Source organism: Nostoc sp. (assembly GCF_036916655.1).
Lineage (GTDB): Bacteria > Cyanobacteriota > Cyanobacteriia > Cyanobacteriales > Nostocaceae > Nostoc.
Window position 1 is genome coordinate 121,040 of sequence record NZ_JBALFY010000093.1, and the last position, 18,733, is coordinate 139,772.

The window sequence follows — 18,733 nt, forward strand, 5'->3', positions numbered from 1 at the left end:
CTGCTATAATTATATATGCTTCACAGTTGGGGTTGTAGCTCAGTTGGATAGAGCGGACGCCTCCTAAGCGTCAGGTCGTGCGTTCAAGTCGCACCAGTCCCGTTGTCTTCAGGCGATTTATATATATAGCAGTTGTGGGGTAGCATAAGCAACTGTGCTACCTACCTTGTCCATCATAGAAATGAGAAGCACTATATAAAGTGGTTAAAACCCTTTGATGAATCGTCCGAGACAGGTTAGGATAATCCATCAATTAGAGGAAAAACTTCAAGCACGCTTAATCGCGTTGCAACACAAGAATCAACCAAATTTATATTTGGGCAGATTCTTTGGAAGTTTGCTACTCTACTATCAATTGTTTTTTTCTTCTAGTCAGAGAAAATTTTGGACTGAGTAAATAAAGTTATTGAGCCTTGAATAAGCTAATCTTTACGGGTAAATCTTTGTGCTTTACGGCTTTTGCCCTACCGCTAATCATCTGGTGGGGATACAAAGAAGTACAAAACCAATTTGTGCAGCCGCAAGCAGTTGTAGTGTTAGGTGGTTCAACGAAACATTTAGAGCGAGAGAAGTTTACAGCAAAATTCGTTCGCGAGCATCCAAATATACCGATTTGGATTACAGGCGGTAGTCCACGTACATTCACCCAACGAGTGTTTACCAAAGCTGGTGTCGATCCTAAACGTTTACACTTGGATTACGAAGCAGTAGATACAGTTACTAATTTTACTACGTTGGTGGATGATTTGCAACGTCGTGGAATCAAGAGCGTTTATTTGATTACTTCAGACTTCCACATGCGCCGGGCCTGTGTCATTGGCGAAATTATTTTGGGTAGTCGGGGTATTTATTTAAAACCGGTGCCAGTTCCTTCAGAAAAGCCTCCTGAATCTATCGAAAAATCTGTTCGCGATGGGGCGAGAGCGATACTTTGGTTAGCGACTGGTTACACTGGCGTGGATGCCGCTAAAAATAAACGGTAAATCAAATCAATTTTGGATTTTGGATTTTGGATTTTAGATTTGAAAATCTTCTAAATCTCAAGATTTATCGCTTTTAAACGAGGCAAAATATTCCCATTTGGTGGCATTTCGGGAAATTTGGATGATTTTTACCTAAGTAAAGACAAGCAAAGAAAGAGAACATATAGCATTAGTAAATCATTCGTGAAAAATTAGATATCCGACTTCTTTAAAGAAGTCGGGGATCTGGAAACCACGAATTTTCACAAATTCAGATAGGATTGCTATAATGTCAAGATTATTAGCATCAACTTAGTCAAACAAATAAACAACTTTTCCTCATTTGCTTCCTTGGTGTGTATTTTGCATCCACCAAAGTTTTGAGCCGCAACTTAGATAATTCGGAAATGTCTAGTGTAGTTCAGGAAAAAAACACTCCAACTCTCCCCACAATTTGATACCCTAGCTTAAACAGATTTGAGAAAATTTAAAGCGTGGAAATTCAACTTGGGCGGGGAAAAACAGCTCGCAGAGCTTACGGAATAGATGAAATTGCTCTAGCCCCTGGTAACAGAACACTAGACCCTAGTTTGGCAGATACTAAGTGGCGTATTGGTAATATTGAGCGAGAAATCCCGATAATTGCCAGTGCAATGGATGGCGTAGTAGATGTTCGTGTAGCTGTACGTTTGTCACAGTTAGGAGCATTAGGAGTCCTCAATTTAGAGGGGATTCAAACTCGCTATGCTGATCCAGAGCCAATATTAGATCGAATTACCTCTGTAGGGAAAGATGAATTTGTTGCCTTGATGCAAGAACTCTATGCCGAACCAATAAAGCTGGAATTAATTGAACAACGTATTCAGGAAATTAAACAACAAGGTGCTATTGCAGCGGTGAGTGCAACTCCAGCCGGTGCAAGTAAATATGGTGAGGCGGTGGCAAAAGCTGGGGCCGATTTATTTTTTGTCCAAGCTACAGTCGTTTCTACTGCACATCTTTCACCAGAGTCTTTAGTACCACTTGATTTAGCAGAATTTTGCCGTTCCATGCCCATCCCCGTGGTGTTGGGGAATTGCGTAACTTACGAAGTTACCTTGAATTTATTGAAAGCTGGGGCAGCTGGGGTATTAGTGGGAATTGGGCCAGGTGCGGCTTGTACTTCTCGTGGGGTGTTAGGTGTGGGTGTACCACAAGCAACTGCGATCGCTGATTGTGCCGCCGCACGAGATGATTACTACAACGAAACTGGTAACTATATCCCCATTATTGCTGATGGCGGTTTAATCACCGGCGGCGATATTTGCAAATGCATCGCCTGTGGTGCCGATGGTGTGATGATTGGTTCCCCCTTTGCCAGAGCTACAGAAGCTCCAGGACGGGGGTTTCATTGGGGCATGGCAACTCCCAGCCCCGTCTTACCTCGTGGCACCCGCATTCGGGTTGGCAGCACTGGTAGCCTAGAGCAAATACTCCTTGGCCCAGCAGGACTAGATGATGGCACACACAACCTTGTAGGAGCCTTAAAGACGAGTATGGGCACTTTAGGAGCGAAAAATATTAAAGAAATGCAGCAAGTCGAAGTTGTGATTGCGCCTTCACTATTAACCGAGGGTAAAGTTTACCAAAAAGCTCAACAATTAGGTATGGGTAAGTAAAGGGAGTAGGGAGTGGGGAGATAGGGGAAATAAGGGAGATGAGGGAGATAGGGGAGAAATAATTAATCCCCAATCCCCAATCCCCAATCCCCAGTCCCCAATTCCCCAATCCCCAGTCCCCAATTCCCCAATTTTTCAATAAATTTTTCCAGCCCCCAAACAATTGCTGGAAAAATCTGATATGTCACCTACAATGGAGATAGCGGAGACGCATGTTTCCGTTCACTCCTCACACCACACTCCGCCCGGACTACTGTTCGGGCGGTTCCTTATGTTTGTAAATAAATTCTAGAGCTTCTTTGCAAATGTACATCCTCTACCCCCAAGCTGAGGTTTTTGCTATGGTAGAATTTTCACCAAGCTCAGATATTATTGGCGAAGGTTTTAGGCATGTCAGCAGCCGCACAAGTTACCGATTCTAGTTTTAAGCAAGAAGTACTCGAAAGCGATGTACCTGTTTTAGTGGATTTTTGGGCACCCTGGTGCGGACCATGCCGTATGGTAGCTCCTGTTGTCGATGAGATTTCCGAACAGTACAAAGGTCAAATAAAGGTCGTAAAAGTCAACACAGATGAAAATCCTCAAGTTGCTAGTCAGTACGGCATCCGTAGTATTCCCACGTTAATGATTTTTAAGGGTGGACAGAAAGTCGATATGGTGGTCGGCGCCGTGCCTAAAACTACATTAGCTTCCACTCTCGAAAAGCATCTTTGAAACTCAATCGGCAATAAAATCCTCTTGAGTTATCCATTTTTTTCTAACTTTAAGTTAATTTTTATAAACAAGTTTGAGAGACACTAATTCCTCGTCTCTCAGGCTTGTTTACGTTTCTATACAGTTTTAGAAGATTTTTTAGGAGTCTTCTACCTCAAAAACAATTCCCTAATTTCTGCACTACCAATTTATATAAGCTAGTAAGCTGTTCCACATTTAAATTACATAAGCTGGGCGCTCATGTTGCCCACCCCACAAGAGTTATGTTTAGTTCGATTATGCAATTCAGATGTTTTTTAGATTACCTACCGCAAGGCAGAAGTCAAAAGTCAAAAGAATTGTATTCCAAGCGGGGTAAGCTTTGGATTCAACATTCAAAATTAACAATCCCCATAAAGAAAAAATTTATACCAATTTGAAAAATTATTGCGGCAGATGAATTCACACTAGACAGCTTTTATCAGGGTTTGATCACAACCTAATTGCAATCTTGCTCAGTTTGCTAGAACCTAGAGACAGATTAAAATCACCAAGAAAACAAGTCTGTTAGAGAAAATCAACAGTGATGTATTTCTAATTAAGTTCCACAGATGTTGAAGTAGCGATATATTTTGATAATCTATCTTCCATAAATCAACTGTTTGTTGTTGAATCTATGAAGTCTTATTTAGCCGCCGCTATTCAATTGACCAGTGTGCCCGATTTACAGAAAAATTTGGCACAGGCAGAAGAATTAATAGAGCTTGCCGTGCGTCAAGGTGCTGAATTGGTGGGTTTGCCAGAAAACTTTTCCTATATGGGAGAAGAAAAAGATAAACTCGCACAAGGAGATGCGATCGCTCTTGAAAGTGAAAAATTTCTCAAAAAAATGGCCCAACGCTTTCAAATTACCATTTTGGGCGGCAGCTTTCCACTTCCAGTAGATAATACAGGCAAAGTTTATAACACTACTCTACTCATCGATCCCAGCGGTGAAGAACTTGCCCGCTACTACAAAGTACACCTATTTGATGTTGATGTCCCCGACGGCAACACCTATCGCGAATCCAGCACAGTTGTGGCTGGTACGCAACTACCCCCCGTGTATTTCTCAGAAAAACTCGGTAATCTAGGGCTTTCTATTTGTTATGATGTCCGCTTCCCGGAACTGTATCGTCATCTGGCAGATAAGGGAGCCGATGTGATCTTTATTCCCGCCGCCTTTACCGCCTTTACAGGCAAAGACCACTGGCAAGTACTACTACAAGCCAGAGCCATCGAAAATACCGCCTACGTCATTGCTCCTGCCCAAACGGGAAATAACTACAGCCGTCGTCTAACCCACGGCCACGCCGTCATTATCGACCCTTGGGGTGTAATTTTAGCCGATGCTGGAGAAAAACCGGGAATTGCGATCGCAGAAATCAAGCCCACTAGGCTAGAACAAGTCCGCCGTCAAATGCCCTCTTTACAGCATCGGGTGTTCTAGAGACTGGGGAAGAAGCAGGGGAGCAGGGAGTAGGGAGCAGGGGAGAAAAGTTTTCCCCTCCGCACCCCCCCTCTGCATCTTTTCAATGCTCAATGCCCTTTAGCTGCACTGATTATTTATTGCGGATGGCTTCCTAGTAGATGATTGATTTGCAAAAAAAGCCTCCAAGTCAGGATGCCTAACCTAAAATGAGCAGTGATTACAAATACCCCTAAATATTCCTGCTATTTTTCATCCGCATAAGTAAGTTTTAATTTTTTGTATGATTTCGCTCTCTCCCATTCTCCAAGCTAGACTCTCCCAACCCTTAAAGATTGGCTCCTTCGAGGTAAAAAGTCGGGTTTTCCAGTCGCCCCTATCTGGAGTGACAGATATGGTGTTTCGCCGTATCGTGCGTCGCTATGCCCCAGATTCAATGATGTATACCGAAATGGTGAATGCTACGGGGTTGCATTATGTCAAGCAATTACCCAAAATCATGGAGGTAGACCCAAATGAGCGCCCAATTAGCGTTCAACTATTTGATTGTCGTCCAGATTTCTTAGCAGAAGCGGCAATCAAGGCAGTTGCCGAAGGTGCTGATACTGTTGATATTAATATGGGTTGTCCGGTAAATAAAATCACTAAAAATGGTGGCGGTTCTTCGTTGTTGCGGCAACCAGAAGTAGCAGAAGCAATTGTGCGGGAAGTGGTAAAAGCTGTTGATGTCCCTGTGACAGTAAAAACCCGTATTGGCTGGAATGATCACGAAATTACGATTCTTGACTTTGCCAAGCGGATGGAAGATGCCGGGGCAAAAATGATTACAGTACATGGACGCACTCGCGCTCAAGGATACAACGGTAATGCTCGTTGGGAATGGATTACCCGTGTCAAAGAAGTGCTTTCTATTCCAGTGATTGGCAACGGAGATATTTTTTCTGTTGAAGCGGCGGTGAAATGTTTAGAACAGACTGGCGCTGATGGCGTTATGTGTTCCCGTGGGACTTTGGGTTATCCGTTTTTGGTGGGAGAAATCGATCACTTCCTGAAAACTGGGGAGATATTACCGACACCTACCCCGATTCAGCGTTTGGAATGTGCAAGAGATCATTTACAAGCCTTGTGGGAATATAAAGGCGATCGCGGTGTCCGTCAAGCCCGTAAGCACATGACTTGGTATGCTAAGGGTTTCGTTGGTGCTGCCGAACTTCGAGGACAGCTAAGTTTAGTTGAAAAAGTAGATCAGGGTTTGGCAATGATTGACCAAACAATTGAAAAATTGGCTAATGGTTATGAACTTGAAGAAGAAGCACAAGGTAGTTTAGTAATGCTTTAAAATAATTCGTAATTAGTTCAGGAAGTGAGAGTCTTCTCAATGCGACGATCTGGGATAAGCCAGATGATTGCTACTAAAACGTAAAATGCACAGGCCAGCCATGAGTTTACAAAGGCAAGTGGAATTGCCACAGCATAGAAAACTACTGATACTTTCCCTTTGAAGTCTTCACCGATTGCGATCGCTAGAGTTGAATCCTTACCGTGGTGAGAAACGAGGGTACGGCTAAGAATGTAGTAGGCGATCGCAGCCAACAACAATACCGTACCATAAAGGGCAACTGGCACGGCGGCAAAGTGATTCTCGCCCATCCAGCCAGTGACGAATGGGACTAGGGACAACCAAAACAGCAGATGCAGATTAGCCCAAAGTATACGTCCATTAACCTGTCGGACTGCTTGTAATAGGTGATGGTGATTGTTCCAGTAGATGCCAATATAAATAAAACTCAGCACATAGCTGAGAAATACCGGGATTAGCGGGCGCAGTGCAGCTAAATCATACCCATGTGGCACTTTGATTTCCAGCACCATAATGGTGATGATGATGGCAATCACCCCATCGCTGAATGCTTCTAATCTCCCTTTTCCCATGTACGCATTCCTTTTGTGTTTACTTGAGAGTAAGTTGTGACACTCTGTACTTTATCGTACCAAGTAGTTGCCGTTGATAAAGATTTTCTGCACTATGGGCGCACTTTTTTTAGGCTACTCCATATACTGTGTCCACCATGAATCAATTCAAAATTCAATTAAGTGGAACGTAGTGAAACCCAACATCAAACCTTGATATTTCCAAATCCCTTTTATGTTGACGTGTACTTAGTTTCTGGAATTGTTTAAATATCAATTGCTGCGGCTGAAAAATACAGCAGCTATAACAATTAAACCTAAAAGTGCTAAAGGAACCCAAAGATTAGGGAGATCGGACAAACTCATAAAAGACTTCCAAATAAGTAAGGTATATGAGGCGAAAGCCATAATGCATTGCAATAGACAGTCGCTACTTGATAAATCAATTTTTAAGTAAGCCTTCTTTTAATTTCCCCAGCCAAATTGTCTAATAACACTTCTACTTGCTCGCCTGTTTTCAAATCTTTGAGCGATGACTTTTGCGCTGCTACTTCTTCAGAACCAATAATTACACAGAATTGAATTCCTTGTTTGTCTGCTAATTGAAATTGTTTACCCAAGGGACGCTTATCAAAGTTAGTAATCACATTAATTCCCGCCTGACGCAGATTTTGAGAAACTTTTAAATAAGTGGGCATTAAATCTTCCTGCATATTCACTACCATCACTTGGGCTGGTGTCGCAGCTAATGTACTTAGAATCCCAGCTTTTAACAAACGACTAATTAAGCGAGTTAAGCCAATAGAAATGCCAACACCAGGCATTTTTTCGCCCAAAAATACCCCGACTAATTCTTCATATCTACCACCAGAACAAATACTGCCTAAAGCTTCATGCCCTAATAAGGTTGTTTCGTAAACTGTGCCGGTATAGTAATCAAGACCACGGGCAATGGATAAATCAATACAGAAACGGTTTTCGGCAACTCCGAGATTACGCACTCCTGTAATTACCGTTTCTAATTCGGTGATTCCTAAGCTCAATTGCTCGGTTTCTGGCAGATTTTGGGCAAGATGTTTGAGTTTATCTAAAACTTCATCAACGGAACCGTTTATTTTGATAAATTCAATGATTTTTTGCGCCTGTTCTTCTAAAATCCCTTCTTTCTCTAAATCTTGTTTTACTTTACTTTCACCAATTTTTTCGAGCGTGTCAACAATACTAATACACGATTTAATTTGATTTTCGGCAATTCCTACTGATTTAAAGAAACCAGTAAGAACTTTTCGGTTATTGATGCGAATCAGAAAATCACCAATATTAATTGCTTCAAATATCTCGGTGATAATTGCAGGCATCTGAGCATCATAGAGTAAACTTAGTTCACGACGCGCGACTACATCAATATCGCATTGGCGAAACTGACGAAAACGCCCATCTTTCGCCCGTTCTCCCCGAAAAACTACATCAGTTTGATAACGAGCAAAAGGAAAAATTAGCTCATTCAGGTGACGGGCAATGTATGCTGCTAAAGGAACTGTTTGGTCAAACTTTAAAGCTCTGGATTCTGAACCAGTTTCGCCAGATTTATCTCTCTCGGCTTGTCGATTTGGTGGCAGTATGGGATCAATGCCATAGATGATATTGTCACCTTGATTACCTTTAGCTTGCAGCACTTCTAAACGTTCTACAGCAGGTGTTTCTATGGGCGTAAATCCATAGCTTTCAAAAACTCTGCGGATGATATCTAACAAATGTAATTCTAGACGCTTTTCGCTAGGAAGAAATTCTGGAAATCCGCTAGGAGTAGAAAAGTTTATTTTGTCACCTTTGGCCATGCTTTTACCTTACTAAATTGAGATTGGAGATGAAAGTCCAACGACTGGAAGTCGTGGCTACACAAACAAAGTCCGCCTGCGCGGACTGAAGAATAATGAGCTTTTATTTTTTAGGGGAGAAATTACTATCTTAGCCGTTCTTCTTGAATTAGGGTGCGTTGAAAGATTTGATTGTTTTTAAACCAATGCCAAGTGCGGGCACGATTGTTATTGTCAGGACTAATGTAGATCATTTCATATAAGCTCATTTCTGGGTTTGTCTTATAACTAAACCACAAAATAACAATCGAATCATCGGCTTCCCAGGCTTTTCCGTCTATGCGATCGGTGTCAAACCAAAGCTTATTATCTTTATAGATTCCTGGAAATTCATATTCTTCTCGTTTACCATCAGCCCATTTGTAGCGATTAATTTGGTAGTAGGGATGAGGGCCATTTTCTGGAAATTGACAAGTTAAGTGAGATTCATACTTGTCGAGGATTTTTCCGGCTGTATCAATTACTGTATAAGTTCCTACCCAATCTCCTTCATGACGGGCAAGTACTGGCATTCCTTCTCGAATATTTGACATTGCAATTCACCTTTTATTATTCTAACATTTGGAAAAATCGAGTAGAGTAATTGGGAAAAGTTTTCGCTGTACAACCAGAGTCTTTTATTACAATGCCTGGAATCTTTAAGCCAATGACAGCAAATGCCAGTCTTCACTAAATAAAGCATTTTCTAAAATCGAGTCACCTGGCGCTAAGACCGCGACGAGTAATGCCCGATTGGTAATACTTTTAGAAGTAGGAATCTCTACCGTGGCATCTACTGGGCAATTCAGAACAGGGATTGCAATGGTATCCATTTTAAATCTCTGTGTAGGTAGTCAGCTACAACTTAAATTATGTTCGCATATTATGAGTAGGGAGTGAGGAAGGTTATCAAAGACGGCTTTAATCATCGCTGGCGTAACTTGACGCCAAGTAGAACAATTCCGTTTTTCTTCCAAGCGATCGCATCGCATTTATCGTCGGCTTCTAATGTTCCTGCTGAACAGCTGCCAGAGACTTTGCAACACCGCTTCACCACGGGAGATACTGGACTTGACCTTTTAGTTCTCCCTCCTGGCTGAACTCCATAAGCAAAAGCATATCTTCAATGACCCGACCGATTGGCGCATCTAGACTGACTTCAACTAGTACAACGTATTTTGAACCATGTTGTCCCACATGGCAGATCGCTGCAACTCTTTGCCTTCATCACCAGAAGCTCCTTCAAACATACCGAAGGCTTCCTCTGAGCTAACCGCAATATTTCCGATCGTTCTGCCTGGAGCCCAACAAACGGCATCGGCTGCGTTATAGTCATCGTGCGTGCGAGAAGTCAATGTCTTCTTCGTCACCCATTTTGCGAATGTATTCCTTTTTCGCAATTCCGGTGTCTTTGTTTGACCACTCACATTCCCAGACTTCGACTTTCTGAGTATCTTTATTAATTCTTCTGGAGTAAAACATATATCTCAGAAAATTGATGTTTTAGCTGTAAGTTGCCTAACGATCTATGTAGAAAACCTCAATTCATCCCTCTATTATGCAACGCCCAAAATTCTTCCAGGTGCTTTGATTATCGTAGATGAAACTGTGGCAGAGGCGATCGCCATTGGTTAAGCTAATGAGTCGCATGGTGATGATGGCATTGGTCACTCCCCATTCTCAAACCACCAAGGGTCATTAGTAGCGTTAGTTTTGATCAAAATAGCTTTTTTTCGCATAAACCGTTTCAGCGCCGCTGCACCCATGCGTGAACCTCCCATACCGGAGAATTTGAAGGCGTTTTTCTCTCCCTCGTGCATGATGGCGGTGAGTCCAGCATCATTGATACTAATCGCACCTGCATCTATCTGGTGGGCAATTTCTAAGGCTTCTGTTTCTGAGGCAAACACAGCAGCACTTAATCCATAAATTGAGTCATTGGCTAAAGATACTGCTTCCTCTACTGTGGAAAAAGGCATCACTGGCATAATGGGGCCAAAAGTCTCTTCGGTCATCACTTTCATGGAATGATTAACCTGGGTAAGTACTGTGGGGCGACACCACCAACCGCCACCTAAATCTTCTATGACACCGCCGCTGTGAATGACTGCTCCCTTTTCTACTGCATCTAGGAGATGATCGCTAATAATGGCTGCTTGTTTTTCGGCGATGATGGGGCCAATTTCTCCACTTTCGACTGTGGGATAGGCTAATTGCAGGCGATGGGCTTTGGCTACTAGTTGATGATAAAACTTTTCAAATATGGAATCTGCAACATAAATTCGCTCAATTGATAGGCATGACTGTCCGGCGTTGACGACGGAACCCCACAAGATGGCTGAGGTTGCTAATTCTAAGTCGGCTGATTCTAAAACGATCGCAGGATCTTTTCCTCCTAATTCCAAAAAGGCTGGAATAAACTGTTTGGCAGCCGCCTGTGCAACTTTTCTCCCTGTGGCTACACTGCCTGTAAAGCATACCAAATCTACATTTTCAATCAAAGTAGATCCGGTTGCGCCTGCCCCTTCCACAAAAGTTAAAACGTCGTGCAGTTTGGGAACGGTGTTGAGTGCTGTCATTAGTGGTGCTACAAAGCGGGGAGTAATTTCACTAGGTTTGACAATGACAGCACAACCCGCCAACAATGCCGGAATGGTATCAATGGTAGATAGTAATAGCGGAAAATTCCACGGGCTAATTACCCCAACTAGAGGATAAGGCACGGATGTTTGTTGTAAGGCAATAAACGGAATGGCAGTATTTTTAGCAGATTCTTGCAGCAAATCTGGTGCTAACCGACACCAGCGATCGATGCTAGAGAGGAAAGAATCTATTTCTAATACCGAGGTTGATAATCTTCCCGTATCATTTACCAAAGCTTCTGTGAGGCGATCGCGTCCAAATAATATCGCCTGTTTCCACTGCTGTAAAGCTTCAATTCTTCCCTCTAAACCCAACTGCTGCCAGCGAACTTGTGCCCGACGCGTGCGCTTACATTGTTGTACCACCAGCCTTGGAGGCGGCGGGATAATTACGTAGTCAAATTTGCCAGTTCGGGGATTGCGGACTTCTATTGGTTTTGTCATTTGTCATTGGTCATTAGTCATTTGTCAAGAGTTATTTATCATAAAAATGGGTTTAAAACCCCGTGCTGACAGCACGGCTTTAAAGTAATGATTCTGGAGTAATGAGTGATGAGTGGATGAGAAATGGGTATTTACTCATTACTTATTACTTATTACTCATTACTCCTTCTTAAGAGTGCGTACCCTTCTCCTGACGGAGACGCTGCGCGAACGGGAACGCCAAGGGCGAACACGGCGGTGAGGATGTCAATCTTTATTTCCCCATGCTCCATACCTAATGTCCCATTCCCAAATTCAAATTATTCCCAGGTTGCTTAAACGCTCAATGGTGGCTTGCTGTGTTTGCAGGAAGTGTTTGCGGTCTACTTCTGTTTCCAGCATAGTATTAGCGGGGTAAAAGTGTGATTGGCGATAACTTTCGGCGTATAGTTCAAAGCGTTGGCGGGAAAGTAAATTATTTAACCCTGGTCGGCGGCGATCGCGGCGTAATGCTGCTAAATCAATCTCTGCAAATGCTGCCATGCTCTCGCCTGCACCTGTCTCTGCTAATACGATGCCGCGATGGTCAATGATTTTAGAGCCACCATCAGCTGAAGCAATGGGGATGGCAATATTAGCGATACCTGCGGTATTAGATGAAACTACATAAGCCAGATTTTCGACGGCGCGAGTGATTTTTGCTGCGTCTTTAGGGGTGAGGTTTTTGTTGTATACTTCCGAGGTGGAATGAACAAAAATCTCTGCTCCTCGCATCGCCAGACACCGCGCCACTTCTGGATACAAAATTTCTTCTGATGCGAAAGCTGCCAAATTACCGATCGCAGTTTTGGCAACAGGGAAAACTCCCTCTAAGCCATAGCAATCGAGATATTTATCCCAAACATCATGGGGAGTGGGAGCAAATAAGGAATTTAGCCGTCGGTACCGCAAGACGATTGAGCCGGAAGGGTCAAGAATAAAGCAAGTTTGAAAGTACAATCCGGGAAAGTTGGGGTCAACTTCGTAGGCGTTACCTGCTAAAAAGATTTTATGCTTTTGGGCAATTTTACCTAGTGCTTCATACTCAGCACCAGCCATTTCTATACAGGCTTTTTCTGCCCACCCTGCGAGAGTATCTCCCATCGGGAAACCGGTCAGGAAATATTCTGGCAGTACAATTAAACGACAATCAAAGCCAATAAAAGCGATACTGGCAGCAATTTGTTGAGCTAGGCGGTTGATGGAGTTTTGCATGAGCGATCGCGCTTCGTGGCGATCGCTGGTTTGGTTGACTGCATGACAGGTAACTTGCAGTGCTAAAGCGCGGAATGATTCTATATTAGTGGGCATAGGACAAATGACTAATGACTAATGACTAATGACTAATTCGATCGCCACCCCAGAGCGATCGCACAAGTCTATCTGTCAATTCCGAGCCAAATATCTGCGCGGCAAATTTATTACCTGGATCGCGTTCCGCACTGATTCGGCGGAGTGCTAAATCACGAGCGGCTAGAGCCTCCCGTGCATCTTCTGGCACCGGTTCAGCTGCATCTACCCAAGTAAGCCAGCGATCGAGTGTTTCGTGTGCAAGTGTGCGAGTTAGTTCGAGGGTTTCAAAAGTGGGTGCGCCTGTGTAGCACAAGCTAACAGGCGATTGAAATAGACGAATATAGGCGCTTTTGCTGGTAAATACCTTGAGGCGTGAATCTTCCTGTAACTTTAAGAATGTTGGATTAACTGGCTCATAATAGCGATCGAGAGATGCCAAATCGGTTAAAAGCTCAGTTCGGGGAATGTAATCTATATAAAAGAAAATATTTGGAAGTGTGCCAAACTCAAAGGCCAAATGAGGAACTTGAATATGCGACTTTAACCAAGTGGTGAGCCGCATAGTACTAAAGTTGGATTTTTCAGGGTTTCCTAGCCACGAATGCACTAGCCAGTCAATTTCTTCGCCGGAAAAAGCAGTCAGTGAACCCTTCATATTGCCATCGAGACTGCTGTATTGCTGTAAATTTTCTACAGAAGGGTCTGGATGTAACTGAAAACGAGCCTCTAGTTTTTGACGGAGTTCTTTTGTAATCTCCCACAACTGCTCAAATACAGCTTTATTGTCTAAATCAGTTGGTTGCTGAGTCATGGTTTGAGTTTGCGGCTTTTCTATAAACTTAATATTTAGTTTGACACTTTCTGGCATCTAGCTCGTTGCCCATATTGGGTAACATATTTACCGAATTCAGGACTTTGGTAAACAGTCCATCAACTAAGCCACGATCAAGCTATTGTGGCAAAATCCTTTTTCTACAGCAGAGTTGCAGCAATCTGCATCAGTCGATGATTCTTCATTTAAATGCCTTTGCCCTTAGTCTCAACCTTAGCGATCGTACTGTAATATCGTACTGTAATTTTACGTAAAATTGTTTTATTGTACTTAATTCATAAACATACAAATAACTTTACTGGTAAATATAGACAAATTAGGGGAAAAACAAATACTAATAAGTTAGTTGTTTTATTATAAATACATATATGGCTTTTGATTTAGATGAAGATTTTCAACTGGATATAGTACAAATAAATTTAAAGCAGGCACATTCAATAGTATTTAGGTTATATGATAAGCAGAAAATTCCTTTTGTAATTTGGTTATTAGAGAACCCTAATAGCCTATTGGCATTACCTGGAAAAATTAATCTGCGCCATCATGATTACATTCACATACTTTTAGGTAGAGGAATTTCTCCTCAAGATGAAGCTTTTGTAATAGGATTTACAATGGGTAATGACTTAAAGACTAATCAACTACATTTATTCATATATAAATTGTTTGCTAAATTTATATATCCAGATCCTTATAAATTTTCAAAATTAGATTTCATGAATTTTAACTTAGGATTTATCTATGGCAGAAAAATTAAAACTAAACAAATAAATGAGATTGATTTTAAAATATATCAAAATGAAAATATCGGATTCTTAAGAGACTTATTCGGTATTAATACTGATGAAATCAAATTGATGCAAGAGTATTAAATGGGGTTAGTACCAATTAAAATGTATCTAAAGAAAATCGTATGAGAATGCACCTACCTTATAAACTGAGATTTGTTTCTTCTCAACTTGTAACTATAACAGTACTGCTGACATTGCTCTTATTTATTCCTCAAATTTGGCTAAACTGGCAAGTATATCATAGCTTTAATAATATTACTAAATATGAATTTAAACTACAAACTCTGAGTGATGAAATTACTTATCTTGATGAAGTATTAACGATGTCAGCCAGGATGAATGCTGCAACGGGTAACTTTATTTGGGAACAACGTTATCGACAATTTGAACCTAAGCTAGATATTGCTATTAAAGAATCTATTAAACTTGCTCCTAAAGCATATAAAAATGAGTATGCCAAAATTATTGATGCTGCTAATCAGCGCTTAGTTACAATGGAATATAAATCTTTTGATTTAGTTAATAAAAATCAAAAAGAGGAAGCTAAACTACTACTTTTTAGCAACGAATATGAAAATAATAAACGCATTTATGCTAATGGCGTTGCCCAAAGAAAGCGTAATATTTCACTCCAGTTACAGCAAAAAATAGATCAATATTATCAAAGAATTTTTTGGGCAATTTTAGAATCTATTATAAGTTTATTAATGCTGATTCCAGCATGGTTGTTAGTATTGCATTTATTGCAGCAATACTTAAAAGATAAAAAATTTGCTCAAGCAGCCTTAGAAGAAACTAATTCTAGATTGGAAATACAAGTTGCAGAGAGAACAGTAAAGTTGAAATACAAAAATTTTCAACTAAAACAGACACTCAAAGAATTGCAACACACTCAAGTACAACTTGTTCAAACTGAGAAAATGTCTTCATTAGGTCAGTTAGTTGCGGGTGTTGCTCATGAAATCAATAATCCAGTTAATTTTATTTATGGCAACCTACTCCACCTTAGAGAATATAGTCAGCAATTAATAACTTTAATTAACCTGTATCAGCAACAATGTTATAGTTATAACCCAGAAATAACTACTTTAAGTGATGAGATAGATTTAGAGTTTATTATTAATGATATGCCGAGAATATTATCATCAATGGCAATTGGTACTGAACGTATTCGCGAAATTGTACTAACTTTGCGTAACTTCTCGCGTCTTGACGAAGCAGAAATGAAATTTGTTGATATTCATGAGGGAATTAATAGCACGCTATTAATTTTACAGTATCGGCTCAAAGAAAATCATAATCAGCAGGAAATTAAAATTATCAAAGATTATGGTAATTTGCCTCTTGTTGAATGTTACGCAGGAGGATTAAATCAAGTATTTATGAATATCTTAAGTAACGCTATTGATGCTTTATATCAACGGGAAACAGAGTGTTTAAAAGAAGAGATTGACAAACAGCTTAGTTCTATTATTATCCATACTGAAGTTAAAAATCAAGAGTGCATAATTATTAGTATTAAAGATAATGGTTCAGGAATAACTAAGGAAGCTCAAACTAGATTATTTGACCCTTTCTTTACTACCAAACCTATAGGAAAAGGTACTGGGTTAGGATTATCTATTAGTTACCAGATTATAGTAGAAAAACATAAAGGGACAATTAAGTGTATTTCTGCACCGGGCGAGGGTACAGAATTTGTGATTGAGATTCCTATCAAGCAGACACGTTCAATAGTTCCCCATTGATTGATATAGAGACATCGTTACAAAAACAACTCTCCGCATCTAAGCAATTTCAATTATTCTTAATAGAAAACCCTCGACGCGTAGGTTTAAGACTAGCTAACTCCACCCGAAAACTCACCTTATCACTCATTTCGCCACTTCTCGCCTCTAAAGTCCATTTTCCAGGACGCAAATACCAAAATAAAGAATTAGCAGATTTGGTATCTAACTTTTCACCATTCAGCCACCATTCCACAGGCGCAGATTTATTTCCCACTAACTTAAATTCAAGTTTCTGCTTCGCTGCCTCACCTGGATACACTAAGAATAAATCGCCATGATGAGGAGATAAAATTCTCAAATTATTAGCAGTAAAATTTGATTGCTGTTGTTTCGCTAACCATTCATCATACTCCGGCGGCAAATTGAACTGATTTTCACGTTCGTAATTATTTTTATCTTCTGGATAGAAATATTCCTGCACTACTGAGGTACAATCTGGTGTTGGTCGTAACCCCGAAACTGCACAAACAGGTAATTGCACTAAACCTTCTGGAGGCGGAAAACCTGTTGGTTCTTGATGTTCATGCAGATGTAACATAATCCGATTCCACAAGGGTGCTGCGCCTGTCACACCTGAAACTTGACGCATTGGTTCACCGTTGAAATTGCCTACCCAAGTCGCGACTGTGTAATCTGTAGTAAAGCCAACCGTCCAAGTATCACGAAAATTGGAAGAAGTACCAGTTTTAACAGCCGAAGGAAATGGTAAATTTAACACTGAGTTGACACCAAAAGCCGTTGCACGAGCATGGTTGTCACTGAGTATGTTGGTAATCAATTGCCAAATTCTGTGATTGGGGAGTGTGTAACTTGTAGAGACGCGATTCATCGCGTCTGTAGGGATTGCGGAATTAGAAAATGTGCTTACTAAAGAAGTCGCCTCTCCAAATCGTGCTATGGTCAGGTAGGCATGGGCTAATTCCCAGAGGCTCACTTCACCGCTACCAAGAGTCAAACCCAAACCATAATGTTCTGGAGTTTGATTGAGGTTTTCAAATCCCAGTTGATGCAGTCGTTCTAAGAAAGTTTCTACACCTACTTTTTCTAACACCCTGACTGCGGGTACATTTAAAGAATTTGCTAAAGCTATCCGTACCCGCACAGGGCCAAGAAACTTTTCGGTGTAATCGGTTGGGCTATAAAGTTTCGCACCGGGAATAGCATAATGGGCGGGTACATCTGCCAAAATGGTATTTGGACGAATTAAACCTTTTTCTAAAGCTAATTCATAGACAAAAGGCTTGAGGGTAGAACCTGGTTGACGTAACGCTTGCACTCCATCATTGCGTCCCAGTTTGGCTTCATTAAAGTAATCAGGCGAACCGACATAAGCCAAAACTTCCCCGGTATGGTTATCAATAACCAACGCAGCTGCATCATGGACATTGTTAGCGGCGAGTGAAGAAATTACCTGCTGTAACTGTGCTTCGACAAACTGCTGCAAAGGGCGATTTATAGTTGTGCGAATGGGAGAATTTTGTTCTGTTTGTGTCTTATCAAACTGACTGGCTAACCAAAATAAAAAGTGTGGTGCGGCGATAATTCCCTGCTGGCGAGATTGAAACACAACTTTTTCGGCGGATGTTCTGTTTGCGTAGCTTGCCGCCGTAGGCATCGCACCATTAATATACTTTTCCTGTACCATCCGATTAAGAACGTATTTTTGTCGCTGCTTCAACCGTTCCCAATGTTCGTAAGGGTTAAAGTATGTGGGATTATTGGGAATAGCAGCTAACAAACTAGCTTGAGCAAGATTCAACTCACTCGCTGGGATAGAAAAATAAATTCGTGCGGCTGCTTCTACACCATATATATTCCCTCCCATTGGCAGCCGATTGATATATGCAGCCAGAATTTCATCCTTATTCATGCCTGCTGCTAACCGCCAAGATAGCCAAATTTCTTGCATTTTACCAGAGAAGCTGCGGGGTACTGGATCTAACATCCGCGCCAACTGCATAGTAATAGTGGAAGCGCCGGAAACAATTCGTTTTGCGTGGATGGCTTCTTTGCTAGCACGGATAATTGCTTTCATATCCAACGCCCCATGATGGTAAAAGCTGGCATCTTCGGCGGCTAAAATGGCATGGATAAACTGGGGCGAAACCTGATTTAGTGGTACTACTGATGTATGCTCTTGGTCACGGGTGAGTAATGTTCCTAATGGTAAACCATTGCGATCGCTAAATTGCATTGCCAACTGAGTTTGGGCAATATCTGCGGCCCGAACGGGCGCAAAATAGGGTAGTAAACGTATAATTAAGCAGATTAGCAGCACAGCCAGGATAATTTTGCTACTGTGCTTAAGTTTGAGTAGTGATCGTGAAACTAGTTTCATCAGGGAATACCCTGTCTAAGAAAACTTACCTTAACTT

At 41.3% G+C, this 18,733-nt stretch carries 16 protein-coding genes, 1 tRNA gene and 1 pseudogene; 9 read left to right on the plus strand and 9 right to left on the minus strand.

All coding sequences use genetic code 11. The features are described 5' to 3' along the window. Positions 1 to 28: 28 nt before the first annotated feature. The 6 genes from V7L31_RS24650 to dusB all read left to right on the plus strand — a co-directional run bounded on the left by V7L31_RS24650 (position 29) and on the right by dusB (position 6,120). A tRNA-Arg gene (locus V7L31_RS24650) sits at positions 29 to 102 on the plus strand. A 311-nt stretch (positions 103 to 413) separates the two neighbouring features. Beyond that, positions 414 to 983 carry a YdcF family protein gene (locus V7L31_RS24655; protein WP_334698699.1) on the plus strand — a complete coding sequence of 190 codons (570 nt, stop codon included), beginning with the start codon at positions 414 to 416 and terminating at the stop codon, positions 981 to 983. A 473-nt stretch (positions 984 to 1,456) separates the two neighbouring features. Beyond that, positions 1,457 to 2,620: a GuaB3 family IMP dehydrogenase-related protein gene (locus V7L31_RS24660; RefSeq protein WP_334698700.1), complete on the plus strand. Its 1,164-nt coding sequence runs from the start codon at positions 1,457 to 1,459 to the stop codon at positions 2,618 to 2,620. 390 nt (positions 2,621 to 3,010) lie between these two features. Further along, on the plus strand, positions 3,011 to 3,334 hold the full coding sequence (gene trxA, locus V7L31_RS24665; protein ID WP_292851079.1) for a thioredoxin: 324 nt from the start codon (positions 3,011 to 3,013) through the stop codon (positions 3,332 to 3,334). A gap of 655 nt (positions 3,335 to 3,989) precedes the next feature. Continuing rightward, positions 3,990 to 4,802: a carbon-nitrogen hydrolase family protein gene (locus V7L31_RS24670; RefSeq protein WP_334698701.1), complete on the plus strand. Its 813-nt coding sequence runs from the start codon at positions 3,990 to 3,992 to the stop codon at positions 4,800 to 4,802. A gap of 262 nt (positions 4,803 to 5,064) precedes the next feature. Beyond that, a complete protein-coding gene (dusB, locus tag V7L31_RS24675; protein WP_334698702.1) occupies positions 5,065 to 6,120 on the plus strand; it encodes a tRNA dihydrouridine synthase DusB in 1,056 nt (351 codons plus the stop codon). A gap of 17 nt (positions 6,121 to 6,137) precedes the next feature. Here dusB and V7L31_RS24680 read toward each other — a convergent pair whose 3' ends face one another. The 4 genes and pseudogenes from V7L31_RS24680 to V7L31_RS24695 all read right to left on the minus strand — a co-directional run. After that, complete coding sequence (locus V7L31_RS24680) at positions 6,138 to 6,713, minus strand: TMEM175 family protein (protein WP_334698703.1); 576 nt, start codon at positions 6,711 to 6,713, stop codon at positions 6,138 to 6,140. 428 nt (positions 6,714 to 7,141) lie between these two features. Further along, entirely contained in the window at positions 7,142 to 8,530 is a 1,389-nt protein-coding gene (gene hisS, locus V7L31_RS24685) for a histidine--tRNA ligase (RefSeq protein ID WP_334698704.1), read from the minus strand. Between the two features lie 125 nt (positions 8,531 to 8,655). Continuing rightward, on the minus strand, positions 8,656 to 9,102 hold the full coding sequence (locus tag V7L31_RS24690; protein ID WP_334698705.1) for a DUF3598 family protein: 447 nt from the start codon (positions 9,100 to 9,102) through the stop codon (positions 8,656 to 8,658). A 129-nt stretch (positions 9,103 to 9,231) separates the two neighbouring features. After that, positions 9,232 to 9,381: pseudogene (locus V7L31_RS24695) on the minus strand (3-phosphoshikimate 1-carboxyvinyltransferase); the annotation flags it as partial. A gap of 63 nt (positions 9,382 to 9,444) precedes the next feature. Between V7L31_RS24695 and V7L31_RS24700 the strand changes: the two are divergent. Further along, positions 9,445 to 9,648 (plus strand): hypothetical protein, encoded by a 204-nt coding sequence (locus V7L31_RS24700; protein ID WP_334698706.1) that lies wholly within the window; start codon positions 9,445 to 9,447, stop codon positions 9,646 to 9,648. 63 nt (positions 9,649 to 9,711) lie between these two features. Here V7L31_RS24700 and V7L31_RS24705 read toward each other — a convergent pair whose 3' ends face one another. The 4 genes from V7L31_RS24705 to V7L31_RS24720 all read right to left on the minus strand — a co-directional run bounded on the left by V7L31_RS24705 (position 9,712) and on the right by V7L31_RS24720 (position 13,813). Then, entirely contained in the window at positions 9,712 to 9,975 is a 264-nt protein-coding gene (locus V7L31_RS24705; RefSeq protein ID WP_334698707.1) for a hypothetical protein, read from the minus strand. A gap of 240 nt (positions 9,976 to 10,215) precedes the next feature. Further along, positions 10,216 to 11,634, minus strand: a complete 1,419-nt coding sequence (locus V7L31_RS24710; protein ID WP_334698708.1) for an aldehyde dehydrogenase family protein — start codon at positions 11,632 to 11,634, stop codon at positions 10,216 to 10,218. 294 nt (positions 11,635 to 11,928) lie between these two features. Beyond that, complete coding sequence (locus V7L31_RS24715) at positions 11,929 to 12,963, minus strand: nitrilase-related carbon-nitrogen hydrolase (protein WP_334698709.1); 1,035 nt, start codon at positions 12,961 to 12,963, stop codon at positions 11,929 to 11,931. 25 nt (positions 12,964 to 12,988) lie between these two features. Beyond that, complete coding sequence (locus V7L31_RS24720; protein WP_334698710.1) at positions 12,989 to 13,813, minus strand: red chlorophyll catabolite reductase; 825 nt, start codon at positions 13,811 to 13,813, stop codon at positions 12,989 to 12,991. 332 nt (positions 13,814 to 14,145) lie between these two features. On the opposite strand from V7L31_RS24720, the gene V7L31_RS24725 reads away from it, so the two are divergent. After that, positions 14,146 to 14,649 carry a hypothetical protein gene (locus V7L31_RS24725; protein ID WP_334698711.1) on the plus strand — a complete coding sequence of 168 codons (504 nt, stop codon included), beginning with the start codon at positions 14,146 to 14,148 and terminating at the stop codon, positions 14,647 to 14,649. A gap of 47 nt (positions 14,650 to 14,696) precedes the next feature. Then, positions 14,697 to 16,316: a sensor histidine kinase gene (locus tag V7L31_RS24730; RefSeq protein ID WP_334698712.1), complete on the plus strand. Its 1,620-nt coding sequence runs from the start codon at positions 14,697 to 14,699 to the stop codon at positions 16,314 to 16,316. A gap of 49 nt (positions 16,317 to 16,365) precedes the next feature. Here V7L31_RS24730 and pbpC read toward each other — a convergent pair whose 3' ends face one another. Further along, the gene (gene pbpC, locus V7L31_RS24735; RefSeq protein WP_334698713.1) at positions 16,366 to 18,696 is read right to left on the minus strand and encodes a penicillin-binding protein 1C; all 2,331 of its coding nucleotides are present in this window, start codon (positions 18,694 to 18,696) and stop codon (positions 16,366 to 16,368) included. Positions 18,697 to 18,733: the final 37 nt, after the last annotated feature.

Coding starts and splice junctions, on each gene's coding strand:
- trxA (WP_292851079.1), top strand. CDS start 3,011: ATGTCAGCAGCCGCACAAGTTACCGATTCTAGTTTTAAGCAAGAAGTA.
- V7L31_RS24670 (WP_334698701.1), top strand. CDS start 3,990: ATGAAGTCTTATTTAGCCGCCGCTATTCAATTGACCAGTGTGCCCGAT.
- dusB (WP_334698702.1), top strand. CDS start 5,065: ATGATTTCGCTCTCTCCCATTCTCCAAGCTAGACTCTCCCAACCCTTA.
- V7L31_RS24680 (WP_334698703.1), bottom strand. CDS start 6,713: ATGGGAAAAGGGAGATTAGAAGCATTCAGCGATGGGGTGATTGCCATC.
- hisS (WP_334698704.1), bottom strand. CDS start 8,530: ATGGCCAAAGGTGACAAAATAAACTTTTCTACTCCTAGCGGATTTCCA.
- V7L31_RS24690 (WP_334698705.1), bottom strand. CDS start 9,102: ATGTCAAATATTCGAGAAGGAATGCCAGTACTTGCCCGTCATGAAGGA.
- V7L31_RS24710 (WP_334698708.1), bottom strand. CDS start 11,634: ATGACAAAACCAATAGAAGTCCGCAATCCCCGAACTGGCAAATTTGAC.
- V7L31_RS24715 (WP_334698709.1), bottom strand. CDS start 12,963: ATGCCCACTAATATAGAATCATTCCGCGCTTTAGCACTGCAAGTTACC.
- V7L31_RS24720 (WP_334698710.1), bottom strand. CDS start 13,813: ATGCCAGAAAGTGTCAAACTAAATATTAAGTTTATAGAAAAGCCGCAA.
- V7L31_RS24725 (WP_334698711.1), top strand. CDS start 14,146: ATGGCTTTTGATTTAGATGAAGATTTTCAACTGGATATAGTACAAATA.
- V7L31_RS24730 (WP_334698712.1), top strand. CDS start 14,697: ATGCACCTACCTTATAAACTGAGATTTGTTTCTTCTCAACTTGTAACT.
- pbpC (WP_334698713.1), bottom strand. CDS start 18,696: ATGAAACTAGTTTCACGATCACTACTCAAACTTAAGCACAGTAGCAAA.